Annotated in this window: 17 protein-coding genes; 9 read left to right on the top strand and 8 right to left on the bottom strand. The window is 49.4% G+C overall.

Annotation, left to right across the window (positions count from 1 at the left end):
* The first annotated feature begins 88 nt into the window (after positions 1 to 88).
* From AB4111_RS24395 to AB4111_RS24370, 6 genes are all read left to right on the top strand, one after another.
* On the top strand, positions 89 to 2,833 hold the full coding sequence (locus AB4111_RS24395; protein ID WP_442033556.1) for a lanthionine synthetase LanC family protein: 2,745 nt from the start codon (positions 89 to 91) through the stop codon (positions 2,831 to 2,833).
* The gene (locus tag AB4111_RS24390) at positions 2,811 to 3,611 is read left to right on the top strand and encodes a hypothetical protein (RefSeq protein WP_442033555.1); all 801 of its coding nucleotides are present in this window, start codon (positions 2,811 to 2,813) and stop codon (positions 3,609 to 3,611) included. The genes AB4111_RS24395 and AB4111_RS24390 overlap by 23 nt, the downstream gene beginning before the upstream one ends.
* Positions 3,608 to 5,074, top strand: a complete 1,467-nt coding sequence (locus tag AB4111_RS24385) for a tetratricopeptide repeat protein (RefSeq protein WP_442033554.1) — start codon at positions 3,608 to 3,610, stop codon at positions 5,072 to 5,074. Before AB4111_RS24390 ends, AB4111_RS24385 begins: the two co-directional genes overlap by 4 nt.
* Positions 5,014 to 6,813: an alpha/beta hydrolase family protein gene (locus AB4111_RS24380; protein ID WP_442033553.1), complete on the top strand. Its 1,800-nt coding sequence runs from the start codon at positions 5,014 to 5,016 to the stop codon at positions 6,811 to 6,813. The genes AB4111_RS24385 and AB4111_RS24380 overlap by 61 nt, the downstream gene beginning before the upstream one ends.
* Positions 6,814 to 7,075: 262 nt before the next feature.
* The gene (locus AB4111_RS24375; RefSeq protein ID WP_442033552.1) at positions 7,076 to 7,708 is read left to right on the top strand and encodes an NAD(P)-dependent oxidoreductase; all 633 of its coding nucleotides are present in this window, start codon (positions 7,076 to 7,078) and stop codon (positions 7,706 to 7,708) included.
* 196 nt (positions 7,709 to 7,904) lie between these two features.
* Positions 7,905 to 9,599, top strand: coding sequence for an NAD(P)H-hydrate dehydratase (locus AB4111_RS24370; RefSeq protein WP_442033551.1), 1,695 nt, complete (start codon positions 7,905 to 7,907; stop codon positions 9,597 to 9,599).
* A 744-nt stretch (positions 9,600 to 10,343) separates the two neighbouring features.
* Here AB4111_RS24370 and AB4111_RS24365 read toward each other — a convergent pair.
* From AB4111_RS24365 to AB4111_RS24350, 4 genes are all read right to left on the bottom strand, one after another.
* Positions 10,344 to 11,996 (bottom strand): methyl-accepting chemotaxis protein, encoded by a 1,653-nt coding sequence (locus tag AB4111_RS24365; protein ID WP_442033550.1) that lies wholly within the window; start codon positions 11,994 to 11,996, stop codon positions 10,344 to 10,346.
* 26 nt (positions 11,997 to 12,022) lie between these two features.
* Entirely contained in the window at positions 12,023 to 13,036 is a 1,014-nt protein-coding gene (locus tag AB4111_RS24360; RefSeq protein ID WP_442033549.1) for a BMP family lipoprotein, read from the bottom strand.
* A 329-nt stretch (positions 13,037 to 13,365) separates the two neighbouring features.
* A complete protein-coding gene (locus AB4111_RS24355) occupies positions 13,366 to 14,976 on the bottom strand; it encodes a gamma-glutamyltransferase family protein (protein ID WP_442033548.1) in 1,611 nt (536 codons plus the stop codon).
* 218 nt (positions 14,977 to 15,194) lie between these two features.
* Positions 15,195 to 16,094, bottom strand: a complete 900-nt coding sequence (locus tag AB4111_RS24350) for a glucose 1-dehydrogenase (RefSeq protein ID WP_442033547.1) — start codon at positions 16,092 to 16,094, stop codon at positions 15,195 to 15,197.
* Positions 16,095 to 16,249: 155 nt separating this feature from the next.
* Between AB4111_RS24350 and fosB the strand changes: the two genes are divergently transcribed.
* Together fosB and AB4111_RS24340 are read left to right on the top strand one after the other, a co-directional pair.
* Complete coding sequence (gene fosB / locus AB4111_RS24345; RefSeq protein WP_442033546.1) at positions 16,250 to 16,669, top strand: metallothiol transferase FosB; 420 nt, start codon at positions 16,250 to 16,252, stop codon at positions 16,667 to 16,669.
* 139 nt (positions 16,670 to 16,808) lie between these two features.
* Positions 16,809 to 18,620, top strand: a complete 1,812-nt coding sequence (locus AB4111_RS24340) for a S9 family peptidase (protein ID WP_442033545.1) — start codon at positions 16,809 to 16,811, stop codon at positions 18,618 to 18,620.
* Between the two features lie 99 nt (positions 18,621 to 18,719).
* On the opposite strand, the gene AB4111_RS24335 is transcribed toward AB4111_RS24340, so the two are convergent.
* From AB4111_RS24335 to AB4111_RS24320, 4 genes are all read right to left on the bottom strand, one after another.
* On the bottom strand, positions 18,720 to 19,754 hold the full coding sequence (locus AB4111_RS24335) for a phosphotransferase family protein (RefSeq protein ID WP_442033544.1): 1,035 nt from the start codon (positions 19,752 to 19,754) through the stop codon (positions 18,720 to 18,722).
* Positions 19,755 to 19,775: 21 nt separating this feature from the next.
* Complete coding sequence (locus AB4111_RS24330) at positions 19,776 to 20,750, bottom strand: SMI1/KNR4 family protein (protein WP_442033543.1); 975 nt, start codon at positions 20,748 to 20,750, stop codon at positions 19,776 to 19,778.
* A 165-nt stretch (positions 20,751 to 20,915) separates the two neighbouring features.
* Complete coding sequence (locus tag AB4111_RS24325; RefSeq protein WP_105601435.1) at positions 20,916 to 21,947, bottom strand: ribonucleotide-diphosphate reductase subunit beta; 1,032 nt, start codon at positions 21,945 to 21,947, stop codon at positions 20,916 to 20,918.
* A gap of 192 nt (positions 21,948 to 22,139) precedes the next feature.
* The gene (locus AB4111_RS24320) at positions 22,140 to 24,473 is read right to left on the bottom strand and encodes a ribonucleoside-diphosphate reductase subunit alpha (RefSeq protein ID WP_442033542.1); all 2,334 of its coding nucleotides are present in this window, start codon (positions 24,471 to 24,473) and stop codon (positions 22,140 to 22,142) included.
* Positions 24,474 to 25,248: 775 nt separating this feature from the next.
* Between AB4111_RS24320 and AB4111_RS24315 the strand changes: the two genes are divergently transcribed.
* Complete coding sequence (locus AB4111_RS24315) at positions 25,249 to 25,575, top strand: MTH1187 family thiamine-binding protein (protein ID WP_017690882.1); 327 nt, start codon at positions 25,249 to 25,251, stop codon at positions 25,573 to 25,575.
* The last annotated feature ends 44 nt before the right edge of the window (positions 25,576 to 25,619 follow it).

The following is a 25,619-nucleotide window of genomic DNA, read 5'->3' as shown; positions in this document are numbered from 1 at the left end:
CATTTGAAAGATAAGTCTTTGGTTTTCGCGCATTACTAAAATAATTGTACCTCCCCCTCTTACTTTATCCAAAAAGGAGTGATTCTCATTGAAATTCGCAAGTGTAACCCCCAAGAAGGACGCCTTTGAGAACGCTTTGGAACATATAATACGAGAACTTCCCCAATCCATCCAATGGTCGAATGACGGCCATTGGATTTGTTTTAGACCGGAGGAATTAAGGCTTCCCGCGCAGGGGTGGAAAATCCATATATCGGTCATCCCTGTGGAAGGAGCTGAATTGCTGCGACGCATTGCACCTGTTCTAATAGAAAATGAAGTGCAATGGAAAGTAGTGAGCAGTGGGCTGAAACTGATTGAAACATCTAACGGTTCCATACCTCTCCCTCAGACTGGGAAATGTGTCACTATCTACGCACGAGACGAAGAACAGTTCTTGAAGTTACTTGAACTAATGCATTCATGTACAGGTGATCTGGAAGGACCAGCTATTCCGACAGATCGGGCATACCTAGGTAGCCAGTGTGTATTTTATCGTTATGGTGCATTCACTGATCGTTTCTACTATGACCGTTACTCGGGTGCAAAAGTGTATGCCATCCAGAATCCTGAAGGTAAGCTGGAGGAGGATCGAAGAACACCTGGCAGGTACAAACCGGATTGGGTGAATGAACCCGAGGAGTTAATGCGCATCCAAGCCATGGAGAAAAATCAGGTGACTTCTCGTCATGTCGATTCCAATAACAATGAGTTTGGTATACGAAACATTCGTGTAAGGCGTGTGCTTAAGAAATCCGGCAAGGGCGGAGTATTTCTCATCTCTGGCACATCGTATGAACAGGCTGTCATGAAAGAAGCAGTCTACCGCATGCGTGTAGACGGTGGTGGGCGGTCTGCTCATGACTATCTGGATAATGAATATCGCGTGCTTGATCTGATGAAGGATACGGGGGTTACCCCGAGGCCGCTTGATCTGTTTAGTACTGAAAATAACCGCTATCTGATCCTAGAGTATTTTGAAAGCATCAGCTTGCGTGAATATATCCATCGCAGACATGTAGCTGTAGATTACAACCGGGCGGATATGCATCAGATGGGTGTACATATTCTTGATATGGTGCAGCAATGTCACGATAAAGGGATTGTAATCAATGATTTGACCCCCAACAATATTGTTGTGCTTACGGACGGAAGTGTACGCCTGATTGATCTTGAACTGGCTTATGTTAGAAGTGATGAGAACCAAGCTGATCCATTGACCGGTCATACTCCGGGCTATGTGCCACGAGGGCGTGAGCACAGCAGGCGATCCAGTCATGCAGATGATCTGTATGCACTGGGAGCCGTCTTTTATTACATGGCTTCATCCATCGACCCCTATCTGAAATATCGGCAATCCCATCTGGAAGCTGCACAAGCTTATTTGGATCATCAAAGTAATACTCAACTTCGTGGCTTGGGAAGTCTGGGTATTGAGATCATGTCTGGCGGATATGTGAAGTTATCAGATATTCGTGAAACATTGGTTGCATTACTGGAGCAGCAAGAGGTCCGTTCAGGAGGAAGCAGGGATGTAATAGAGAAGGATGAATGCAATATGGAACCAGAAGAAGTGCTCCGTCAGGCTGAGCGTATGGTAAACACACTGTATACTTCTCTTGATTTTAATAGCCCCTTGCAACTGTTCCCGGAAAACAGTATGAGCAAGATGTTTCACCCGGCTAATTTTAACTTTGGGTGGACAGGGATGATTTTTGGTTTTAATCAGCTTGGTCAGATTACAGAGAACAGACAATACCATCAATATGCGTATGAAGTATTGGAATGGATTTTGAAGAATCACCCTTACGTTCCAGATGAGACACCTGTAGCATTATACTTTGGATATGGCGCTGTCCCCTGGGCAATGGCAGAGACGGCTGAACGAATAAATGATCCATCGTTGCTACGACGTGCAGAGGATCTGGCATTGGAAATCACCCGGCATGAGCCAGTGCAGACCAATATTAGTCATGGAGCTGCGGGTTTGGGATTGATGCTGCTTGAAATATACCGTATTGGAGGCCGCCCTGAACTTCTGGCAAGAGCAGAGGAACTGGGTGTCTATATTTTGGAACAAGAAGAGCGGACAGGCGAATCATTGAGTTTGTGGAAAGTAAAAGATAAATCGGACAAAAAAGGTCATCATTCCCTTGGATTCTCTCATGGCATTGCAGGCATCGGGTATGTTCTACTTGCCTTGGCAGAGCGTACAGGAAAGGAAGTGTACTATTCTGCTGTGAAGCGAATTGTACATACACTCGACCGTACAAGTTATGGCGGACAGAATGGCGTGAGTCTGTGGCCCGCATCACCTGAAAAACCAGATACACTCTGGGTGCACTGGTGTAATGGATCGGCGGGTATTGGTCGATTCCTAATGGCAGCGGCTGATATTTTGCAAGATCCCCTCTGCACTAGACTAGGACTTCAAGCAGCAGATGCAGTGGCACAGGCAACGGTATTTGCTTCTTTTGGGCAATGTCACGGAATTGCAGGTAATGGAGATTTTCTGCTCTTGGCCAATCGCAGGTTCCCGGGCAGATATGAAACCAAACTAGCGGAATACACACAGAGCTTGCATGTATTGCGAAGTGATCAACGGGAAGATATATGGATGTGGCCACTGGAGGACATGGAGTCGTTCTCCCCGGATTATATGACGGGATATATGGGGATCTATACATTCCTGCTTCGCCGGTTTTATCCGTCTGTTGCATCCGAACCACTGGTTTACTCAGGTTTTGATCATGACAGGGAGGGAAAAGTGTATGATGCTAACATCCATGTCTGAACTTCTGCCGCAATGCCAGCATGAATCGGGAAAGACGGGTGATCGCTATTATGCCGTTGAACCTGGAAATGAGGATACCCTATCTTCGCTCATGGTAATTGATCAGGGAGAAGGGCAGTATACACTGGATTTATGGAGTGAAACGCATTCCAATTCTTATTGGGAAGATCGAATGTCATCCGTTTTGGACAAAATCACATGGTCCTCTCTCTATGCAACCACTCCTGCTTCATTTCCGTGGGAGAAGCTTGGATACCGGGCAGATGTTCTTGCCCATCGATACCGGTTTTTCGGCAAGCTGAAGGAAGTTCTCGTGCCGGCTATGCCTAATGAAGACGCGGTTTGGATGTCTGCGGAGGGGCAGGCGGATTCTCTGGCACACTTGCTCCAGGACAGTGATCCTACCTGTCCAAGTTGGGAAGCTGCTCGTCAAGCTATCCGAGATATTGATGAGGGGGTGTATGGCAAGTTGCTGAAGGGTTCCGGCCTTGTGGAACTGGAGGGAAGGAAGATCGGGGGCTGCCTGTTAAGCGATGAGTTCGGCAGTATACTCCTTGCTCATATCTTCACGATACCTGAAGCGAAACGTCAAGGTTGGGCCCGTTGGCTTGCTGCATATGGCTTCCATCGGTGCAGTTCCAATCCGAATCAGCGGGTTAAAGCTTCACTGGATGCAAACAACCGGGGCAGTTATCAATTGATGACGGCACTGAATTTACAACAGGTACCTGAACTTATACACGTATGCCGTATCACGAAAGTGAGTGAGTTTTCATGATGCCTGTCCCACTGGAAAGTACGGATTATCATGATCTGAGAAGTAAATGGTATCGTGCGAGTCATGAACCAGGGTTGTTTGTCGTTGAAGGGACATCGGATGCAGTGAAGCATGAAATTCACAAATTGACAACGCATTGGCAGGATAAAGCTATCCAAATCGCGGTTGATGATCCGTATGCTACTCTCCCGCTGATCTATCAATTAAGTCAGGTTAAACCCATAGATGATCTTGTAGCATGTAAAAATGCGTTATTGAGATTCCAAAGATCAGGGTGGACACCTGGCAATAGGAAATGGGTTCTGGTTGAAATATCTTCCTACCTTCACCCTGCGGATCTGGGGGCCATCCACTATATCCTGTATCGACAGAAATTAAGGGGAGTAAGTGTCGTACTTTTTTTTCATCAATATCCAACCATAGCGAGCAATCCTGAGGACATAGCCAAACTTCCGGTATCCCTTGTCAGGGATACGCCTGATCAGACCCGACGTTTGTTGGAGGAACATCTACGGATGGTAAGCAAGGATAAAGGGAAGGAGAAAGAGGCCGCATTGGCGCTCTACAACAGGCTGGCCTGGATTTTGTTGTCCAAATCGGATAATCCGGCCCGTTACAGTTCCTGTTTTCATTTCTTTGACCATAATTCGTTATTTCAACGTTTGTCAGTGACACAGCAGGCAGTACTCTGGTTTGAGCTGGGTCAGCTGTTGACCAAAAACGGGAAGTATTATGCCGAAGCACGACACTGTTATTCGAAAGCTCGGGAAATCCTTGCCCATGAAGAACTAACGGAAACGTATCGTACCGGGAAATGGGCTGCGCTTGATAATGGTGAAGCATTAATTGAGATGCAGGAGGGCAATGTAGAACGTGCAATTATGTTGGAGCGTCAGGCCGGACAGCGTATACGACAGCTTCCTGAGGGACCCGATCAGCGAGTTTTTCAGATTCAGACACTACTCAACATTGCGGGGTTGCAGCTCCGGGCGGGGCACTATGCAGAGGCAGGTAAGACGTTGCTGGCTGCGGAGAAGCGATGTGTTGATACGTATGCAGATTGGCTGGGGCATGTGCTGCAATTAAAAATGGTATTACATCAACAGCTTGGTGAGCAGGAGCAGGAATATGAACTGTTGATTCAATTGTTACGTATGAAGACAAACACGGTCCATTCCAAACTGCTTGGTCGTGCGGTGGAAATCGCTGGGGCGCTCATTACTCAAGGGTTAGAGGAACAGGCATCCCGGGTGTACCGTCTATTGATGATGGGGCTGCCGGTTGCCAGTCTGCCACAGATCAGGTTGATTCGGGAAACGTTAGGCAGATTGGGGACAGTTACGCCCCTAGATGCATACACGCAGGACCAGTATATTGATAAACTGGAATCGCAATTGGAGGGATGGGGGCAGTTAAAGCACTGGAACGAGAGGAGGAAATCGGGTTGGACGATCCATTCCTGACACGAATGAGTGTGAACAAGGACCGTAGCAGTATGCTGTTAGGTTATGATGACAACACATGCGAATGGTGCAGTCTTGATGATACAGGCCGCATGGGTAGCCGGAAGATCCTCTCTGAACATGGGACGGAGTCAGAGCAGCACACGCAGCATATTCAGTTTATTGGCAGGAACCGTGTTCTGGTGATTACACAGGGCAAGACGGGGAAATGGCTTCATATATACGAGAATGAGGAGCAAGCAATTCTGGTTCAGAGCCGATTGGTGAAGTTTCCATTTCCTGTGATGCAAGCCGCGTGGCAAGAGGAGCGATTACTCCTGCTATTTTCCATTAGGAATCGGTCAGGGTCTGTTCGTATAGGTCTTTATGATCCGGAAAAGGATGAAGCGAGATGGGTTACTCCTGATCTGGATCAGCCGCAATTTGTATTCTGGTCTGCATCTACACGAGAGGTTGGCGTAAACGTTGGTGGATTCGGAAGAGTGTATTCTTATTCCCAAGACATCCTTCCATCATCCGAAATCCCTTATACGGAGTATGCCTACCCTGTGATGGATAAGCAGGGTGACCTGGTATCGGTATCGATTCCTGTGGAACATGGTTTCCAGCCTGGATGGATCAGGCAAGGAGAGGGATTGGTACATGTATGTTCAATGGATAGCGAACCCTTCTCTGAACTGATCAGAATGCAACTCGATGCACATCAACAGCTCGTCCTCTGTGAAGGGATAACCTGCGGCAGGTGGCAATATGTTCAATATACATTGGACAGAGAGAAGAGATTTGAGCTACGTGATTATCCGGGAATCTTGACACAGGCTGTGCTCAGCAGGGACAGGCAGGGATTGATCGGAAAATATGAATCTATTGTCCGCCCTCCTGCGCCGGGAATATACCGTTTTTCAGAGCAAACGAGTACGAGTACCCCTTTCCCGATTGGGAGAGATGAGAGAACTGGCAACCATCCTGACGAGGAACCAGATGTAATCTATGGAAGGGTTCGTTATGGACAGGACATGATTCCGTACATGGACATGCACCCGGAGGGTGCTGAACAGGTGGTTATCTATCTCCATGGGGGGCCTCATAATTGCCTGTTTGACAGCTTTAGTCCGGTCATCAGAGGATTATATCAGGCAGGAGTGCGGGTCATTGGGCTGAACTATCCCGGCAGTTCAGGGTTTGGCACGGATTACAGGATGCTCATTCAGAACGACTGGGGCGGCGTGGATGCAGATGTCATCCAGTTCATGCGGGAGCAGATGTTATCTTCCTATTCAAACGTCTCTCTCTATGGCGTGAGCTATGGGGCTTATCTGTCATTGCTGGTAGCAGGTAAAGGTCCTGCGCTATGGAGTAATGTGGTTGCCTGTGCACCGTTCACAGATCTGGAAAGACTGTACGCAGGCGGAGGAGCGAAGCTGAGATCGTTCTTGCAAACGGAAATCGGTGAGCTTTTGCATGATCCATCTGCCCTGCGGGATCGAAGTCCAACAGCCTATGTATCCGGGCTCAGTGAGGTGAATATTCAATTCATTCACGGTCAGGCTGATCCACTGTGTCCCGTAGAGCAGACGGAGAGGTTGTATCTGGACATCATGGAAAACAAGCGGTTGTCTGGAGCTATAGGCAGGATTGAGCTTCATATTGTACAGGATATGGCGCATGAAGCTTATTCGGAGCGAATCTGGGCGCAGAAGGCTGTTGATTTTCTAACCTACAGTAGAGTGTCCACGTAAGATAAATACGTGATGTTGAAGCCGCAAATGCGGCTTTTTTGGCGATGGTTAAGGTAATGATAGGGAACGGAAAAGTGGTGGGTGAAGTGTTATCCGTGGCCTGGTGCATAGTATCAGAGGTTAAATGAATAACATTAACGTTTACAAGATGTCACATCCGGTTTAAGATGGCGTGAGCCGTTTAAGGTATATAACAATGGGATTAAGTATTAAAATAACGGTAAGTTGTTGAGATAATATTTACAGAAAAGAGGGAATTGATATGAAAGTAACCATTTTTGGAGCAACCGGCGCGATTGGCAAGACGATACTGTGGGAGCTGATGGATCGTGGACATGAAGTGACAGCAGTGGTACGTGATCCATCCAAAATTGAGATGGTGCATGAGCGTTTGCGTGTAGAACAGGGAGATCTGCTTAACCCGGATCAGGTGGCTGATTTTGCAGCGGGTCAGGAAGCAGTTGTGAGTGCATATGGGCCGAAGTTCGGTGGAGAAGAAGAGATGCTGGAAGTGACACGTTCGTTGATCGAGGGTGTGCGCCGGGCAAAAGCAGGACGTTTGGTTGTAGTGGGTGGAGCGGGAAGCCTGCTGACCGATTCCGGTGATATGCTGATGGATACGCCTGGATTCCCGGAAGAAGTCAAACCACTGGCGAAAGCACATGCAGATGCATATGAACTGATTGAAGCATCGGGTATTCACTGGACCTACATGAGCCCCGCTGCGACAATCACAACAGGACGCCGGACAGGCCAGTTCCGAGTTGGGATGAACCGTGTGATTACGGATGATATCGGGGAAAGCTCAATTTCTGTTGGTGATTTTGCAGCGGCTTTGGTGGACGAACTGGACGATCCGCAGTTTATTCAAGCACGGTTTACGGTAGGCTACTAAGTGTAGACCGCCTTTGGAAAGCTGAATCTTAAGATCTCGTAAATGGGATCGATAGAGCTTCCGATGAGGCGTGGAGTGTATCACGGTAACTGGATGAGGGAAAGGGCAAGATAGCGATACACATACAGGATCAGCGTTTAAGTGTGAAGTTGTTGCTTTATTGTATGAGATGAGCTTGCACGGGGAGGGATGACCGTTGTTTATCGTAACCGCTGAACAGATGAGAGCTGTGGACGAGCATACGATTCATCAGCTTGGTATTCCAGCAGCAAGTCTGATGGAGAATGCAGGCCGCGCCATAGCCGAGGAAGTGATCAAGCTGTGCCGGGAAGGGCAGGAAGGCAGTCGGCTTGCGGATTCAGGGCAGCTTGGTTATAGCAACAAGGGCTATAGCAGTAAAGGCGATGCGAGGCGGGCACACACCGGGCCCGGCGATCGGCAAGGTTATGGTGGCGACATCATCGCCGATCCGGCGCTGGTGATGGAGCGCCCGGGAGATCAGCAGTGGTACATGCTGATCGGCAAGGGCAATAATGGCGGCGATGGGCTGGTGGCCGCGCGCCATTTAGTTGAAGCAGGGCTTGGCGTGACATTGGTCTACGCCGATGCCCCTGAGGCACTGCGAGGCGAAGCCGCAGTGCAACGGGATGCCGCCGCGAAGCTTGGCATCCCTGCTCTTGTCCACGGGCGCGAAGCCGTGGACTTCAGCCGGTGCACAGGCATCGTGGATGCGCTGCTGGGCACCGGCTCGCGGGGGGCGCCGCGGGGAGCTTACGCGGCGCTGATTAAGGCGGCGAACGACAGCGGCAAGCCGGTCGTGTCCGCCGATGTGCCAAGCGGGCTGGACGCCGACACCGGAGAGGTGTACGAGCCTTGCATTCAAGCCCGGGTGACTGTATGCCTCGCGCTGCTCAAGCGCGGGCTGGTGCAGTACCCGGGCGCTTCTGCCGCGGGGCGCATTGTGGTGCGCGCGATCGGCATTCCCGCGCGGCTTGCGCCAGAGCATGGCCCCTCGGTCCGTCTGCTGACGGACGAGGTGCTGCGCGGTGCGCTGCGCGTGGACACAGGCCGCCTCCGGGCACCGGACGGCCATAAGGGCACCTACGGCCACGTATTGCTGGCCGCAGGAAGTCTGCCGATGAGCGGCGCAGGCCTGCTCTCGGCCAAGGCCGCGCTGCGCGCAGGCTGCGGGCTCGCCACATGGGCGCTGCCCGCGGCACTGCTGCCGCATGTCATCGGCACCGTGCCCGAGCTCATGCTCGCCGCCGCCGCCGATGGCGACAGCGGCGAATGGAACGCGGCTTCCGCGGGCGTCGTGCTGCGTCTCGCGGAGAGCCGCGACGTGCTCGCGACCGGCCCGGGCCTCGGTCGCTTCAAGGGCGACACAGACTGGCTGCGCCGTCTGTGGCAACATACGGATCGTCCGCTCGTCATTGACGCGGACGCCCTCAACATGCTGGCAGACGCGGGCCCACATGGGCCTCGCGACTGGGGCCAGCGAAGTGCGGCGACAATCCTGACGCCGCACCCTGGCGAGATGGGCCGACTGCTGGGCATGTCGACCCAGGAAGTGCAGCGTGACCGCATTGGACACGCTGCACAGTACGCCCGCGAGCAGGGCGTGACCCTTGTGCTCAAGGGAGCACGAACGGTCATCGCAACGCCATCCGGCGAGGCGTACATTAACACCACCGGGCACGCCGGCATGGCGACTGGCGGTGCCGGAGACGTTTTGACCGGCATCATCGCCGGTCTGCTTGCCCAAGGGCTCAGCGCGGAGCAAGCTGCCGCGTTCGGCGTATATCTCCACGGACAGGCCGCCGAACGAGCAGCGCTGCTGCGCGGTGACCCGTCGTCCCTGCTGGCGGGAGACATTATCGACGCATTGTGAGGACGGGGCTGAGGCAAATTCGCCGTTTTGGCTATCTGCATGTGAGTGTATGACTACTCATGTCCAAGCTATAAGTAAACCAACGAACCAGCACACCAAGAACGAGGTGCGTGCACGTTATGGGTTGTTCAAGGTTCATGGTTCATGGTTCATGTTTAGTGTCCATTGTTCAGTACTCAGTACTCAGTACTCAGTATTCAATGCTCAATGCTCAATGCCCAATGCCCTAACGAACCTGATACACCTTATGCCACGGTTTACATCGAGGAGCAAGAGCAAAAGCTAACAAACCTCATCCACGTTATTTCTATGTATTTCAGAGAAATCACTTGAAAAACCGGGCTAAATCAGGAAATAGAGCGCCTGAGATTCGTTAGATTTTATAATCCTCAATTCGTGGTCCAATAAGGTTTGCTCGGTTCGTTAAACGTTTGGATCTGAAACGCGGATGCCTTGTGATCCACTTTCGTGTCTGGTTTACGACTCGCGCTTGTCTTGGGAACAATGGTTAGATGAAACAACGATTAGCTACTGAGAAGGGGAGCCCTGTCATGGTCTATGACGGAGGCTCCCCTTTGTTTGCTTGTATGTTCACGCTGCCTGATCCTGGCTCACCTGTAACCTACCTATAACGTGCCTATAATCAGCATCTAACTGCATCCAACCTACCTCTTCACCCTTGTCATGAAGCAGGGCACTTCGTGCTGGGAGATGTACGCAGCCCGAATTTTCCCGGTATTCTGATTACAGCCGGAATCGAAGCAGTTCCTGATGCATCTCTGCACTGATATCACGCAGTGACTTCACCTTGATACTTGCATCAGCGAAGGAACGTTGTTGTTCCGACGTGGAGGCGGTAATCTCTTCACTGCTGGCAGCCGACTGCTCGGTGATGGCACTGATATTTTCAATGGCCTGTTGCACCTGTGTACTGAGTTCGTTGGATTGTTGCATGTCCTCAGCAAGCTGGTGGATACCCGTACTAATGCGCTCCACACTTTCACGAATGGCAGAGAAGGATTCACGAGTCTGGCTGGTGGCTTGTTCCTGTTCACCGAATAGCTGCATGCTCTGTGCTACCGAGTTCTTCACCTTGTCCATGGAAGCCGTGATCTCGCCCACAGCCGCATAGATATGTTTCACCGATTGCGCAGATTGTTCGGCGAGTTTATTCACCTCGCCTGCAACAACAGCGAAGCCACGTCCAGCTTCTCCGGCGCGTGCAGCCTCAATGGAGGCATTTAACGAGAGCATGGTCGTTTGTTTGGCAATCTCCGAAACATATGCCGTCATCGTAGTGATTCGAACCGCGCTTTCTTCCAGTTCCCGCACCGTTTGTTCCACCTCGGACATCGCCAGACGATTCACTTCGGCCAGACGGAGTTGCTCCGCTACAGCCTTATTGCCTTCCTCAACGGTAGTTAATACTTCGCGACCATCGATTACCGATTGGGAGGTGGCCTCCAGATTGCTATTGAAGGTAGACTGCATTTTGTCCACAACCATCACCGTTTCACTCAGATCCTCGGCAATCTTTTGACTACCAATCGAGAGTTCCTCCGTGGTGCGGGATACTTGCTGCACGATCGCTTGGGCTGTATCGTTACCGCGGTCAATATCTTGCGCCATCAGATCGACACGATGACCAGCTGCACCAATCGATTGAATAATGCCACGGATATTATGGGTCATGATACCGAAGGAGCGACTCAGATCATCGAGTTCATCTTTGCCCCGAGCTTCCGGTAATTGTCCGGTCAGGTCACCGTCCGCAATTTGTCCCGCAGCGGCTTTGAGCGTACGAATACGCCGGGCGATCTGCCGTGAAGTATACATATTGAACAACATTACAGCGACGAGCAATATGATAGCTCCACCGAGAGCGACTTGCCACGTTTGCTGAATGTCATGTTCCAAATCCACGGTATATTGATCATAACGATCCCGAGTCATCTCATCTAACGAATAGATATCATTCTGTATGCCCCGAACCCGAGTGCTGTAACGTTTCGCTTCCGCACTGTTCATCGCGTTCATCGCTTCGGTGGCTCCCTGGTTTAGAGCTTGTAATTTTGTCTCAATGGACTGTATAAGTTGTAACTGCGGATCGGTTTCGAGCAATCCGTCCGTAAGCTCCTGAATCATCGTTTGGCCTTCATCCAGCAAGCGGAGTACTGCGTCCTGATTTCCTGCTGTCATGGAGAACGAATAGACATCCAGCGCCTGCTGGGTCTGAATCTGATTGGCATTGAGTTCACTAACCTTGAGCATGGCTGGTACCAGATTTTGATTCTTGGCATTCATACCGAGCAATTGCATGATGATATAAGCGACCAGCGCAAGGCATAGAAGTAGTGAAATTAGAGCATTAAGTATTAGTTTTCCCTGTAGTTTCATGTGCGTACCTCCTTGTATCCGATGGGTTATTGATCAAGCGTAATTTTGATTTGACCGGAAGAGATCTTTGCTTTCAGATCTTCGAAGGTTTTCTGTTGTTCATCACTGAGTGTGATGTTATGTAACGCGGTCAGACCCACTGCGTTCTCCGCCAACCCCTCCACGATTTCCTTTTGAGGGAAGGCATGATTGTTTTGAATAAACGTGTTCACGGCATTATAGATGGAGACATCCACATTTTTCAGCATGGACGTCAGAATGGCTTTTTCCGCCAAAAAGAATTGATCGGTATCTACACCGATGGCGTATTTCCCTAATTTCTGAATCTCCGTCAGTGCACCAACACCTGTGAGACCGGCAGCCACATAGATCACGTCAGCGCCCTTGTCCTGAATCATCTGTGCAGCCAGTTGTTCACCCAGATCGGCATTACCAAAGTCCCCTGCGTAGACGGCATCCACGGTTGCATCCGGCTTGACAGCCAGAACACCTTGCTTAAAACCTTGCTCGAAATCACGAAGGAGCGGGATCTCCATCCCACCAAGGAAACCAACATGATTTTCGGTTGTGGCCATAGCGGCAATCACACCTGCCAGATAACTTCCTTCTTCCGCCCGGAAGGAGATGGAGGCAATGTTAGGCAATTCGGACTGACTATCAATCACGAGGAACTGCTGGTCAGGATATTTGGCTGCAACTTTCTCCATATCTGCTTGGATCGTATCACTCAGGCCGATAATCAGATCGAATTTGGCTTCCGCAAACTCTTCAAATGCAGCTTCGGCAGTTAATTTATCGCCCGGTTCACGATAATCAAAGACAATGCTTTTCTCGTCTCTGGCCTGAACCAGCCCATCAAAAGCAGCATCATTGAAAGAACGGTCACCCAGACCTACTTCCGTAAGCACGATCCCGACCTTCGTTCTTGTGTCTGCTGCCGTTGTTGTATTATTAGCTGAACATGCCCCCAGGATCAGTATCGTCAGGATCATCATTAATGTGAGAACTAGACCTGCACGTCTGTTCTTGTTTGTTTTCATGTGTGGTACCCTCATTTCTATAGTCGCTTTTTGCTGATTTCCCTCTATCTATATCGGACAGAGAGGCATTGTGATTTATGGTATGTAGTGAAAATTTACGTAAATATAAAAATATTTCATGAATTATACATTAGTTTTACATTTCTTTGGTTAAAAGGGGCTTGAATAACTACAGTATGTTGTTTGCTGATGTTAAAAACTCTAAAAAGACAAAAAGACACAACAGAGTTCACATGAATCATCTCTATTGTGTCTTTGAAATGAACTAGCGGATATGAGAAGCGGGTCGTGATATCCACACTTGTCTTTATAAATGAAATGACATGAGCTTACCAAGCCGCAATGGAGCCATCGGCTCGCGTTTCCGTACCGCCGCATAATACGCCATTGTCCGGGTTGCGCCAGATAATCTGACCGCGTCCAAACTGGGATGGATCAAGTGCCACTTGAATATCATGACCTTTGCGGGCGAGTGCCTGTGCAATGTGCTGCGGGAAACCCGGTTCCACAAGAATCGTTTTGCCCTTCGTCCACTGCCAGCGTGGAGAATCCAGGGCAGCCTGTGGGTTCAGGTGATAATCGATTGTATTCATGACCACCTGTACATGACCCTGCGGCTGCATGAAACCACCCATGACACCAAATGGCCCGACCGCTTTGTTACCACGGGTGAGGAACCCCGGAATGATCGTGTGATATGTTCGTTTGCCTGGCTCCAGTGCGTTGGCATGGTTCGGGTCCAGTGAGAAGTTATGTCCACGATTTTGCAGGGCAATGCCTGTCCCCGGAACAACAAGTCCAGACCCGAAGCCCATGTAGTTACTCTGGATAAAGGAAACCATGTTGCCTTCACCGTCCGCTGTAGCCAGATAGACCGTTCCACTTGCTCGTGGATCACCTGCCTCAGGTGTTCGTGCGGTATCATTAATGAGTTTGCGGCGTTCTTCCGCGTAGGCCTCGGAGAGTAGTTCCTCTACGGTCACGCCCATTTTGCGTTCTTCGGTAATATATTTCTCCCCATCAGCAAATGCCAGCTTCATGGCTTCGAGCTGCTGATGATACGCCTGAACAGATTCTTTCTCTTCAAATTCATATCCTTTCAGCAGATTAAGCGCCGCCAGAGCAATCAATCCTTGTCCATTCGGTGGAATCTCCCACACATCGTATCCACGATAGGAGACGGAGATGGGATCAACCCATTCGGGTCGGAATGCGGCCAGATCGTCTTTGGTCAGATAACCACCATGCTCTGCCATAAAGGAATGAATGCATTCTGCCAGTTCTCCTTCGTAAAAGTCTCGCGCTTCGCTCTCGCCAATCTGGCGCAAAGTCGCCGCATGATCCGGCGAGCGCCACAACTCTCCAGCTGCGGGAACACGCCCGCCTGGAGCAAACGTCTCAAACCACGCACGCCCTGCCTTCGCATCACCCTGGCGTGCATAGATCTCGGCTGCCCTTGCCCAGTGGCGGGCCAGCCCAGGCGCAAGCGGATAACCTTCCTCCGCGTAGCGGATGGCTGGTTCCAGCGCTTCCCCCAGCGTGAGCCGCCCGAAACGGCGGCTCAGCTCAGCCCAACCCGCCGGTGCGCCAGGCACCGTCACCGGAACAACCCCAAGCTTCGGCATCTCCGTATGGCCTGCCGCTTGAAGCGCCTCAATGGATATGCCCTGAGGCGCAGGGCCGCTGGCATTCAGGCCATGCAGTTTGCCCTCGGTCCAGACGAGGGCAAAAGCATCGCCTCCAATGCCATTGGACGTAGGCTCCAGCACCGTGAGTGCTGCCGCAGTTGCAATGGCGGCATCGATGGCGTTGCCGCCTTTTTTCAATAAATCCAGACCGGCTTGTGCAGCCAGTGGCTGTGACGTGGCGACCATGCCTTGCTTGGCATATACGGGCACGCGGTACGAGGGGTACGGTTGGTAGAGGGGATCAAAGTTCATCAGGTTGTTCAGCTCCTTTTCACAAGATGTCAGGTTCAGGTATCACCGAATTATACTCCTAACCCTTTTCGCAACCGGACAACCGATATCCTGCCACACCTGCCAAATCCAACCTGACATCAGCAGCACATCGTTCAGAAATACGTTCCATCCCAGCCTGATTAGCTATCATCTAATACGTTTCTACCAAGTGAAGTGACATCAGCCACCGCATTACCCTAAGTCGTTACCATATCGCCGCCATTGACATGAATGCATTCACCTGTGACGTAGGATGAATCGCGGGAGGCGAGATAGACATAAGCTGCCGCCAGTTCGTAAGGCTGACCAGCCCGACCCATAGGTGTCTCCGTTCCGAATACCTGCACATCCTCCGCGGAGAAGCTGGCAGGGATGAGCGGTGTCCAGATGGGTCCCGGGGCGACAGAATTCACACGGATTCCCTGTGCAGCGAGCGATTGTGCGAGTACACGAGTGAGCGATACGACGGCTCCTTTGGTAGAAGAGTAGTCGATCAACTGGACGTTACCTTTATATGCTGTAATGGAAGCCGTATTGATGATGGAGGCACCTTTGCACAGATGGGGGAGTGCGGCCTGGATCAGAAAGAAATAGGCGAACACATTCGTTTGAAAGGTGTGGTACAACTGCTCCTCCGTAATATCAACAATGCTTGGCTGCACATATTGTACGCCATGGTTGTTGACCAGAATATCGATCTTTCCATAGGTCTCCATCGTCGTGCGAATGACGGTTTCACAATTTTTCTTTAGGCGGAGGTCAATCTCGATTAAGAGACAGCGCTGTCCCAGTTCTTCGATCCGTTCACGAGTCCTTTCGGCGTCTGTCCGTTCATATAGATAAGCGATGACGATATCCGCACCTTCCTTGGCAAAAGCGATGGCTGCTGCCCGGCCGATTCCGCTATCACCACCCGTAATAATGGCAACTTTGCCTTCGAGTTTGCAGCTGCCGATATAAGCAGGATCTTCACTAATCGGTTCAGGCACCATCAGGGTTTCCAGACCGGGTTGCTGGTCCTGATGCTGGGGTGGAAATGCCAGCTTTTGCTCCTTGCACACCGTTTTCTCACCATAAAAAGGATAGACAGGATTCATTCGCTTTACATCCTCCTCGAACGTTCATTGATACGGATAACCTATGCATTCGCCCAGAAGGATGTGCGAGAGGAGCAGGCACAGCGGTTGTTTTTTGCGCAAAATATACCATAATAAGGATAGATCCTTAAATCGATGGAGGTGTCAGGAGCCACATGAATATTCAAGGAATTAATCATTTGTGCTTTTCCGTTTCCAATCTGGAGCGGTCCATTACCTTTTATGAGCAGGCTCTCGGTGCCCGAATTCAAGTGAAAGGACGTAAACTCGCTTATTTCGAGCTTGCCGGACTATGGATTGCACTGAATCAGGAGGATGTTATTCGCAACTATACGGAACGAACCTATACCCATATTGCTTTTACCGTTACAGAAGAGGAGTTCGACGAGTCTGTACAGCAACTGCGAGCCGCCGGGGCGGACATACTTCCCGGAAGGCCAAGAGATCCACGGGACGCAGCTTCTGTCTATTTCACCGATCCGGATGGACATCTGTTTGAACTGCATACAGGTACGATGAAACAAAGGCTGGATTATTATCGGGAAGACAAAGCTCATATGACCTTTTATCCATGATTTGAGGGGAAAATGGAGAGAATCGGAATTATAACTCACATATCTATTGTCTAAACATTGGCATTACCTATAATATGGACAAATGGTACCTTAATTTACCAATGTTAAATTCATTGGTTCAATTCCAAGGAGGTTTGTCATGATTCAGTTCCCTAAACCGGATGTTGAGCAATATTTTCAGACGTACCGTATTTCGCATTTTGCCGTATCGGCAGACGAGAAACGTTTGTTCATGGACAGCAATCTGAACGGTCAGCCGAATATTTGGGCGATGGATTTGCCTGGAGGATACCCGTATCCTTTAACGTACTTGAATCAGAGCAGTCAATTTATTAAAGCAGACCCGCAAGGACGTCATCTTCTTACCGCGTTTGATCGGGATGGAGATGAGAACTATCATCTTTATGCACTTCCATCCGAGGGTGGTGTTCCACTGCCTGTGGTTCCGGCAGAACCGAATGATCGCTGTTATTTCTCTGAATTGTCCGAGGATGGACAACGTCTCTATTATGTCACCAGCGCGGGTAATCCGAACTATCTGAATTCACGGCGCATCGATCTGGAGACAGGTGAAGATGAACTTTTGTACAGTGGAGAAGAGGTTACGAGCAGCCTGGTTGCCGTAAGTCCTGACGAGAAGAGTTATGTCATTCTCAAAATGTACTCGAATACGTATCAGACGGCGCATCTGTATCGTAACGATGAAGAAATGGTCATTCTGCCAGCCTCAGAACGTCATAGTCAGGTATCCGATCTGATTTTTGCAGATGACAATCGCCTTCTGTTCATTACCAATGATGACTCCACATACGCCTATGTGGCTGAGTACCGTATCGATACCCGCGAATTCCGTTCATTGTGCAAAATCGAAGGGGAAGATGTGGAGTTTATCCGCTGGCATCAGGCTTCCGAGACCTTATATTTCTGGACACTTACAGGGCCGGAGAATCGTATGTACGTATTAGGCAAAAATGCCGATGAGCCTCGGCGCATAGAGATGCCGTTGGATACGATAGAGCAGGTGAACGTTACGAAGGCGGGCAATGTGTATATCCTCGGACGTGGAGCAATCCAGCCGCATAACATTTATCGCAAAATGGCAGGTGCTGAGTCCTGGGAGCCGCTGACTGCCAATCGGGTAACCGGACTGCACCCAAGTGATCTCGTGTACCCTGACGTTATTCGGTATAACTCCTACGACGGACTGGAGATTGAAGCTCTCTTGTTCAAAGCAAAGCCAGATCAGGCCAATGGCTACACCGTATTTTGGCCTCATGGTGGGCCGCAAGCCTCCGAAGCGAAGTTTTTTCGCCCGATGTTCCAGATGATGCTCGCTCAGGGCTATCATATCTTTGCACCGAATTTCCGGGGCAGTACCGGATATGGTGCGGAATTCGTCAAATTGGTTGAACGAGATTGGGGCGAAGGGCCAAGACTGGACTGTGTTGCCGGGATCAACTGGTTGTTTGATCAGGGAATTACCTCACCAGAGCGGCTGTTTGTGGTAGGTGGAAGTTATGGGGGATACATGACCCTGTTATTGGCAGGACGCCATCCGGAGCTGTTCCGGGCTGCGGTTGATATTTTTGGGCCAAGTAACCTGTTCACATTCCTGGAATCCGTACCGGAAGACTGGAAGCCGATGATGGATAACTGGCTAGGTGATCCGGTCCGTGACCGCGAACGCTTAACCAAGGATTCACCGATTACGTATCTCGATCAGATGGTTAACCCAATGCTGGTCATTCAGGGTGCCAATGATCCAAGGGTCGTGAAGGCCGAATCCGATCAGATCGTGGCTGCGCTCCAGTCGAAGGGACTTGATGTGGAATATATCGTTCTGGACGATGAGGGCCATGGCTTCTCCAGAAAGGCAAACGAGATTCTCGTGTATCGCCGGATGCTGGAGTTTTTGCAGAAACATCAGGAGTCACCCGTCGCACAGGCTTGAGTCGAGCAGGGTTTCATCGTTATTCGAGATATATAGTGGTATGAAGAAAACCGCCAGAGATCATCAATGATCTTTGGCGGTTATACGCGTTCGCCTGGATTAATCCAGCAATGCCAGAATCGAATCGATGGACTGCTCCGCCCACTGTGCAAAAGGCAGGTCGGGTGCCCACGTCACTTGTCCTGTCGCTTTGGCTTCGCCCCACCACAAGATCCGTTGATAGAGCAGATGCATGCTGAGACGTGTACGGAAGTGTTGGCATTTCTCCTCATCTGCTGCACAGATCAGATCTCGGTAGCAGCGAAGGAACTGTGAGGCCAGCTCTGGTTGACCCTCACGAACATATCTGGTGGATATTTTGGTTAAGTCGGCTGTGCCGTCTCCGAAATAGGCGGTTGTAAAATCAAACAGACCACTAATCTGCCACCCTGAAGGACGATCATCCAGATTTTGAATCAGGATATTCTCGACCTTGAAGTCTCCCATGACAAAACTCGGAACAGCTTTGGAACGAAACGCCGGTTCAGCATTTTTGAATTGCTCGTCCACCCACTGAACATCTTCATCCGTAATCACCGAGTACTGTTCAGCATCATGTAACCAGTGACGAATGGTTCCGTACAACCAGTCCAGATAATCGCCTGCAAAGGAAACAATCTGCTGCGCTACAGGGTCATATTCTCCGGCATCAGGCACCTTCCAGCGGTGCAGTTCAGCCAAAGTATGTGCAAACATACAGGCGATCTCTTCCTGATCTTGCTGTGACAATGAGGCCTGGAATGCTGGATCATACAGGTGATTCCCGGGCAGGCGCGGCATGATGGCATAACTCCAGCCCAGAAGTTCGGTATCTTCATGTAATAAATAGGGGTCAGGGACAGGAATGGACGTATGTTTCGCCAGTTGTTCTACAAAGAACTTTTCTTCCTGTAACTGTCCAGCATATAAAGGATTGCCTTTCAGAATATACTCTCCACGGGAAGTTCGAATGAGCAAGGTCTGCCCCATAACCCCTTTATCCGTTCGTTGATAGTCTTCAAGGGTTCCCAGTTCAAGTTCATTCAGCGCGTCCTGCAATGAAATGGCAGCCACTTCGCCAAGTTGATTGGAACCAAAATAGATACGGGTTGTCATATGGCCGGATCCTCCTGAAGTTTAGTCCTCATTCTCTTCGTCAGACAGGTCATACCAATCCTCATCGACCAATCCACGGATGAAAGCTTCAAAATTCGGAGCAAGATATGTAATCTCAAAATCATTTTCCTGATCTACATGAACTACACAGGGCTCGCCTTCAGGGCCACAGAAGCGATAATCCAGCATAACGACATCATGACCAGCGGATGGACAATCACAGATCACAATTCCCAGGTCGGGGTATCCCCAATCTTCGATCATGAACCGACTCCCAAACTCTCCTCCAAGGGAATACATCTTGTCCCGGCCGATCCCCAAAATACTTGAAATCTCAATATGGTCCACAGCCCAGGAGGTTGCTTCTTCGGTTGGGAACACCGTTCGTGCAGGGATTCCACCATTTTGGGTATGCATAAGCTGAATATAGGAGGCAGGGAGCTTGTAACCAAATTCTTGTTCAAGCGATACAATCATGTCTTCGTCAAAGGGGGCCGACACATGGTTATCCCGTGCATAATCACTCTGCTTCCAGAATGTCACTGGGTCGTACGTTCCTGAAGCAGCACGAAGATGGTTCAACGTGCCACGCTGCTCCCATGCTGTCACTTGTTCTTCATGGCGTTGTCGATCCCGTCGCATCTTCTCGGTAAAAGGTCGAATCTGACTTAGAAATTCAAGGGTTGATTCATCATGTGGCTGAAGTTCGTTAGCTCTCTCAAACGCCAATAGTGCTTGTTCATAGTCGGCGATATAACAGTACGCGTACCCTAAGCGATATTGCCAGAGCGGATCGTTTACCCCTTGCTCCTCGACAGACATTAGTTGTTGAATGGCTTCGCGGTAACGTGCGTCATTGTTATAGGCTCTGGCGAGTTGACCAATCAGATCATAATCCCGTTCTGAGACGGGGATACGCTCGATACGTTCAATAATGAGACTGAATTGGTCCTGCTCATGCCACAAGTTGATTTGTTCCAGCAGTTCTCTTTCCATGAATAGGCCTCATTTCGTTGGGAGGGATGTGAGTCTTTTACAAACTATCTTACAGGGTTAAGAGACAAAAAAACACTCCCGCATGCAGATAGCCATGAAGGCATTCTATCAAAGGGAGTGTTTTAATGTGTGCTTATTTATATCGGGATACTTGATCAGAAGATTTTACAAATCGTCAAATCCGTTATCGTCACCAACTTTACCGTAGTTACGGGATTTGGCTTCGAAGAAGTCGGTTTTGGTTGCATTCAGTGCTTCATCGGAAAATGGTTTGATCCAAGGCATGCAGTTTACATCCACACCTTCATATGCTTTTTCCATACCCATCAGACGCAGACGTTTGTTGGCGATGTACTTGATGTAATCTTCCAGCTCGTTCAGGTCAATGCCGCGTACGTTGCTGAGTGTATAATGTGCCCAGTTGGTTTCAAGCTCAACCGCACGATTAATTGTTGTGTATACATATTCCATGTTCTCAGGTGTGTTCAGTTCAGGGAAGTCCACCAGCAATTGTTTGTACACTTCAGCGAAGAAGTAACAGTGTTGGTTTTCATCCCGTTGGATATAAGAGATCATCTGGCTGGTTGCCATCATTTTCTGGTCACGGGCCAGGTTGTAGAAGAAGGCAAACGTACTATAGAAGAAGATTCCTTCGAGTACCAGATCGGCTACCATAGCTTGGAAGAACGTCTGTGGAGACGGCTCGTCCCGGAAGTTCTGATAGATATCAGCAATGAAACGGTTGCGGTCGAGCAGTACCGGATCATGTTTCCAGTATTCAAAAATTTCCTTTTGCTCCCGATCAGATACGATGGAAGAGAGGACGTAGGAATACGATTGGTTATGAACAACTTCCTGCTGTCCAATAATGGCCGAGATCGCTTCGAGTGAAGAATCGGTAAAGTAACGTTTTACGTCACCCACAAACATCGTCTGCATGGAATCAAGTACTGCGAGCAGGGAAATGTTGATTTTGAATGTGCGTTGTTCTTCCTCATCCAGTTGAGCAAACTGGGAAGCATCTTTGGACATTGGAATCTCGTCTGCAATCCAGTGGTTGAGCAGCAGTACTTTGTACAATTTATACATATGTGGCATGCGAATGTCGTTCCAGTTCAGGATACCGGAGCATTCACCTTCAATAATACGGGTGGATTGGTTAGGGGCTTCGGTGTTGAAAATTTTCTGTACTTGCATCGTCCGTTCACTCCTTGAAATATCATAATGTTCTGCCGACAGAACTTTGGAAAATCATCTATATCAACATCTTGCGATGCTGTGATCGTGTTTTAGGCAAAAAATAACCAGGGCAACGCCATTTTGCAATCAAAACAGGATGCCCTGGTGGTCATCGTGAATCTAGTTAATCTTCTCTATCACGGATAAAACTTAGCTTGCGCAAGAATCGCATTCTTCAATGGTTAATGCCCGGCTACGAACGTAATACGTCGATTTCATGCCGGCTCTCCAGGCGTGCAAGTGCAGTTCCAGGAATTCCGTTGCTTTGATATCCGGACGAACATACAGGTTGAAGCTCTGTCCCTGATCGACGTGGCGTTGACGGGCAGCAGCCATATTGATGGAAGCATGTTGATCCACCATGAACGCTGTTTTGTAGTACCAGATCGTTTTTTCGGACAGATCAGGTGCCGGGTTGGCAATCTTGTATGTCGTTTTCTCTTCGTAGGACAACAGTTCGTAAAGCGGATCAATGCTGGCTGTTGAACCTGCAATGATGGACGTTGAACCATTTGGTGCAATGGCGAACAACCAAGCGTTACGTACACCGTTTTGCTGAACTTGGGCTTGCAGTTCTTTCCATTGTTCCGTTGTAACGAATTCGCCTACGCGCTCACCAGTCGTGTATTCCCGTTGATCGAAGTATTTGCCTGTTTGCCAATCGGAACCTTGGAATTTCGGATAATGTCCTTTTTCCTTGGAAAGTTCCATGCTGGCTTTCACGAGCAGATAGTTAATTTTTTCATACAGATTATCGTTATATGTGACTGCTTCTTCCGATTCCCAACGAATGCCTTCAAGAGCAAGCAGATGATGAAGTCCGAAGGTTCCCAGACCAACTGCACGGTATTGACTGTTGGTGTATTGGGCTTGCAGCACTTCAATGTTGTTGATATCGATAACGTTGTCCAGCATACGAACCTGAATCGGTACCAGACGTTCCAATACATCATGAGGTACAGCACGTGCCAAGTGAATAGAGTTCAGGTTGCAGACTACGAAATCGCCGGGTACTTTGGAAATCACGATACGGGTTTGTCCATCCTTGGTTACGAGCTCTTCCTTTTCAACTACGGTCGCAGATTGGTTCTGCATGATCTCGGTACAAAGGTTGGAAGAGTACACCATGCCGTGTGCACTGTTCGGGTTCGAACGGTTAACGGTATCCCGGTAGAACATGTAAGGCGTACCCGTTTCCAGTTGGGATTTCATAACACGTTTCATGATATCAATCGCCTGAACTGTGATACGGGACAACAGCGGGTGGTTGACCGCTTCCTCATATTTCTCACGGAACGCGCCTGCGCCTACAGTTTCATCATAGAAATCTTCCAGTCCGAGTGCACGACCGTTCTCATCTTTCCAGCCCATCACTTTTTTCGTTTCATGCGGGCAGAACAGACTCCACTCACCGCGGCTGGCTACTCGCTCCATGAACAGGTCAGGCAGACAGATGCCGTGGAATACGTCATGTGCACGCATCCGTTCGTCACCATTGTTCAGCTTCAGATCAAGGAAGGCCAAGATGTCTTTGTGGAAGACGTCCAGATATACGGCAATGGCACCTTTACGTGTACCGAGCTGGTCTACGCTGACCGCTGTATTGTTCAGTTGGCGAATCCAAGGGATTACACCAGAACTTGTGTTTTTGTGTCCACGGATATCCGATCCACGAGCTCTGACTTTACCGAGGTACACACCGATGCCGCCGCCCATTTTGCTCAGACGTGCTACATCTGTATTGGAATCGAAGATACCTTCAAGTGAGTCGTCCACGGTATCAATGAAGCAGCTGGAGAGCTGTCCAGCCACTTTTTTGCCCGCATTGGACATCGTAGGTGTAGCTGCTGTCATATACATGTTGCTCATCGCCCAGTAAGCTTCCTTGACGAGGTCCATACGTTTCTCAGCAGGCTCCTGATGCATCAGGTACATCGCGATAACCATGTAACGCTCTTGAGGCAACTCCATCACTTTTCCGTCAAAATCGTGAGCAAGGTAACGTTCTGCCAGTGTGAGCAAGCCGATGTAATCGAAGAGCAGATCGTTGCGATAGTCAATGCACTCCGCAAGTTCGTCGATCTGTTCTTTGGTGTAACATTCCAGCAATTCTTCACGGTAGATGCCTTTTTTTACGAGATCTACAAGAAGAGGGTGGAATGCGCCATAAGGCTCGTCCGGGTAAGACTTGTATCTGCGGTTGGTAGCCGCTTTTTTGTACAGGGAAGTGAGCAGGGAGCGTGCCGCTGCAAATTTCCAGTTAGGCTCCTCTTTGGTTACCAGTTCCAGTGCGCTCATCATAAAAGCGTTGCTGATCTCGTCTCCGGTAACTTCGTCACGGCGGAGCTTGCTGTTTACCCCGCGTACCAGACGTTCCTTGTCGAGCATGTCCAGTCCTTCCAGAATACGGTCGGCATATACCGAGATGCGCATATCATCAAAGGCAAGCTGGCGGTTGTTCGGCTTGGTCACAACTTGTGGCATGAATATTCCTCGCTTTCGCATGTTTAAGAGATAAATTGGAGAAATTCTTTATATAAAGAATTGAGTGTCTTTCTTACGGTGAGAAAAAGAAATAGGGTTGCGTTTTGCGGACTGAAACGGCGGCGACAAATCATGTCTTAGATCGCTCAACTTGAGCGCACAAAGCAGCACAATGCAGAACATGCTCATATAAAAAGCATTCTCCCGCCTTGCGGCTGAAAATGCCCATGGATGCTCTGGCTTCCTTACTGTCTTGGAGGTTCAGGAATATCGACAGAGAAGGGTGCTTATGTAAGCTTTTGTCTATATGCAGATGTGCCTGTAGTTTGAGGATACCGGATGCAGTCCAAACAGCCCCTTTAACCTCGGTGTCAACTCTGTTTCGAGAAAGCGATTTACACCTACAGGGACGTGCCTTTGGAGGTGATTTCATCCTGTTTTTCGCGAGAATGCAGAAGGTGACTATTAGAAGCGGAGAAATCTAGTGTTACTACATTTTGTAGCTGTCAACATACTGTAACCCAACATATTGTGTTTGTAAAGTGGGCAGAACCAGTAAAACGTAATTCCGAGTATACCATTTAAGCCAGGAATCCGCAAAGGAAAAGGACTGGAAGATTTGAAGATTTATCAAAAAAAAATTTTGACCAATTCCAATGACGTCTTCACGTCAGTTTGAATTGTAACGCATTCAACTGGTAGAATAAAAGTAGTCAAAATTCGACTAAAATAAGCGGCAGCGGTTGTTCACGGGGCCCAGAGGAGGCGGAGCAAAATGGCAATAGCAGAAGTGACTGTCATTCCAATCGGAACGGGTACAACGAGTCTAAGCAGTTATGTGGCAGACATGCAAAAGGTATTGGAACATCAACGGGGCATTACATATCAGTTAACTTCCATGAGTACCATTATTGAGGGACCGCTTAACGAGATCTTTACAGCAATTGCGGCTCTGCATGAAGCGCCGTTTTTGTCAGGAGCTCAGCGTGTTTCCACATCCGTCAAGATTGATGACCGTCGTGATAAACCGGATGCCTCTAGTATACAGAAGTTACAATCGGTTCAGGATAAACTGACGTCACTTCAGGCAAGACCGAATTAATTCCTAATGTAAATACTCTACATCCCTAAATCGAATGTCAAAAA

Source organism: Paenibacillus sp. 2KB_22 (assembly GCF_052115745.1).
GTDB lineage: Bacteria > Bacillota > Bacilli > Paenibacillales > Paenibacillaceae > Paenibacillus.
The sequence above is the reverse complement of the archived record's forward strand: the minus strand, read 5'-3'. Positions and strand labels throughout refer to the sequence as shown.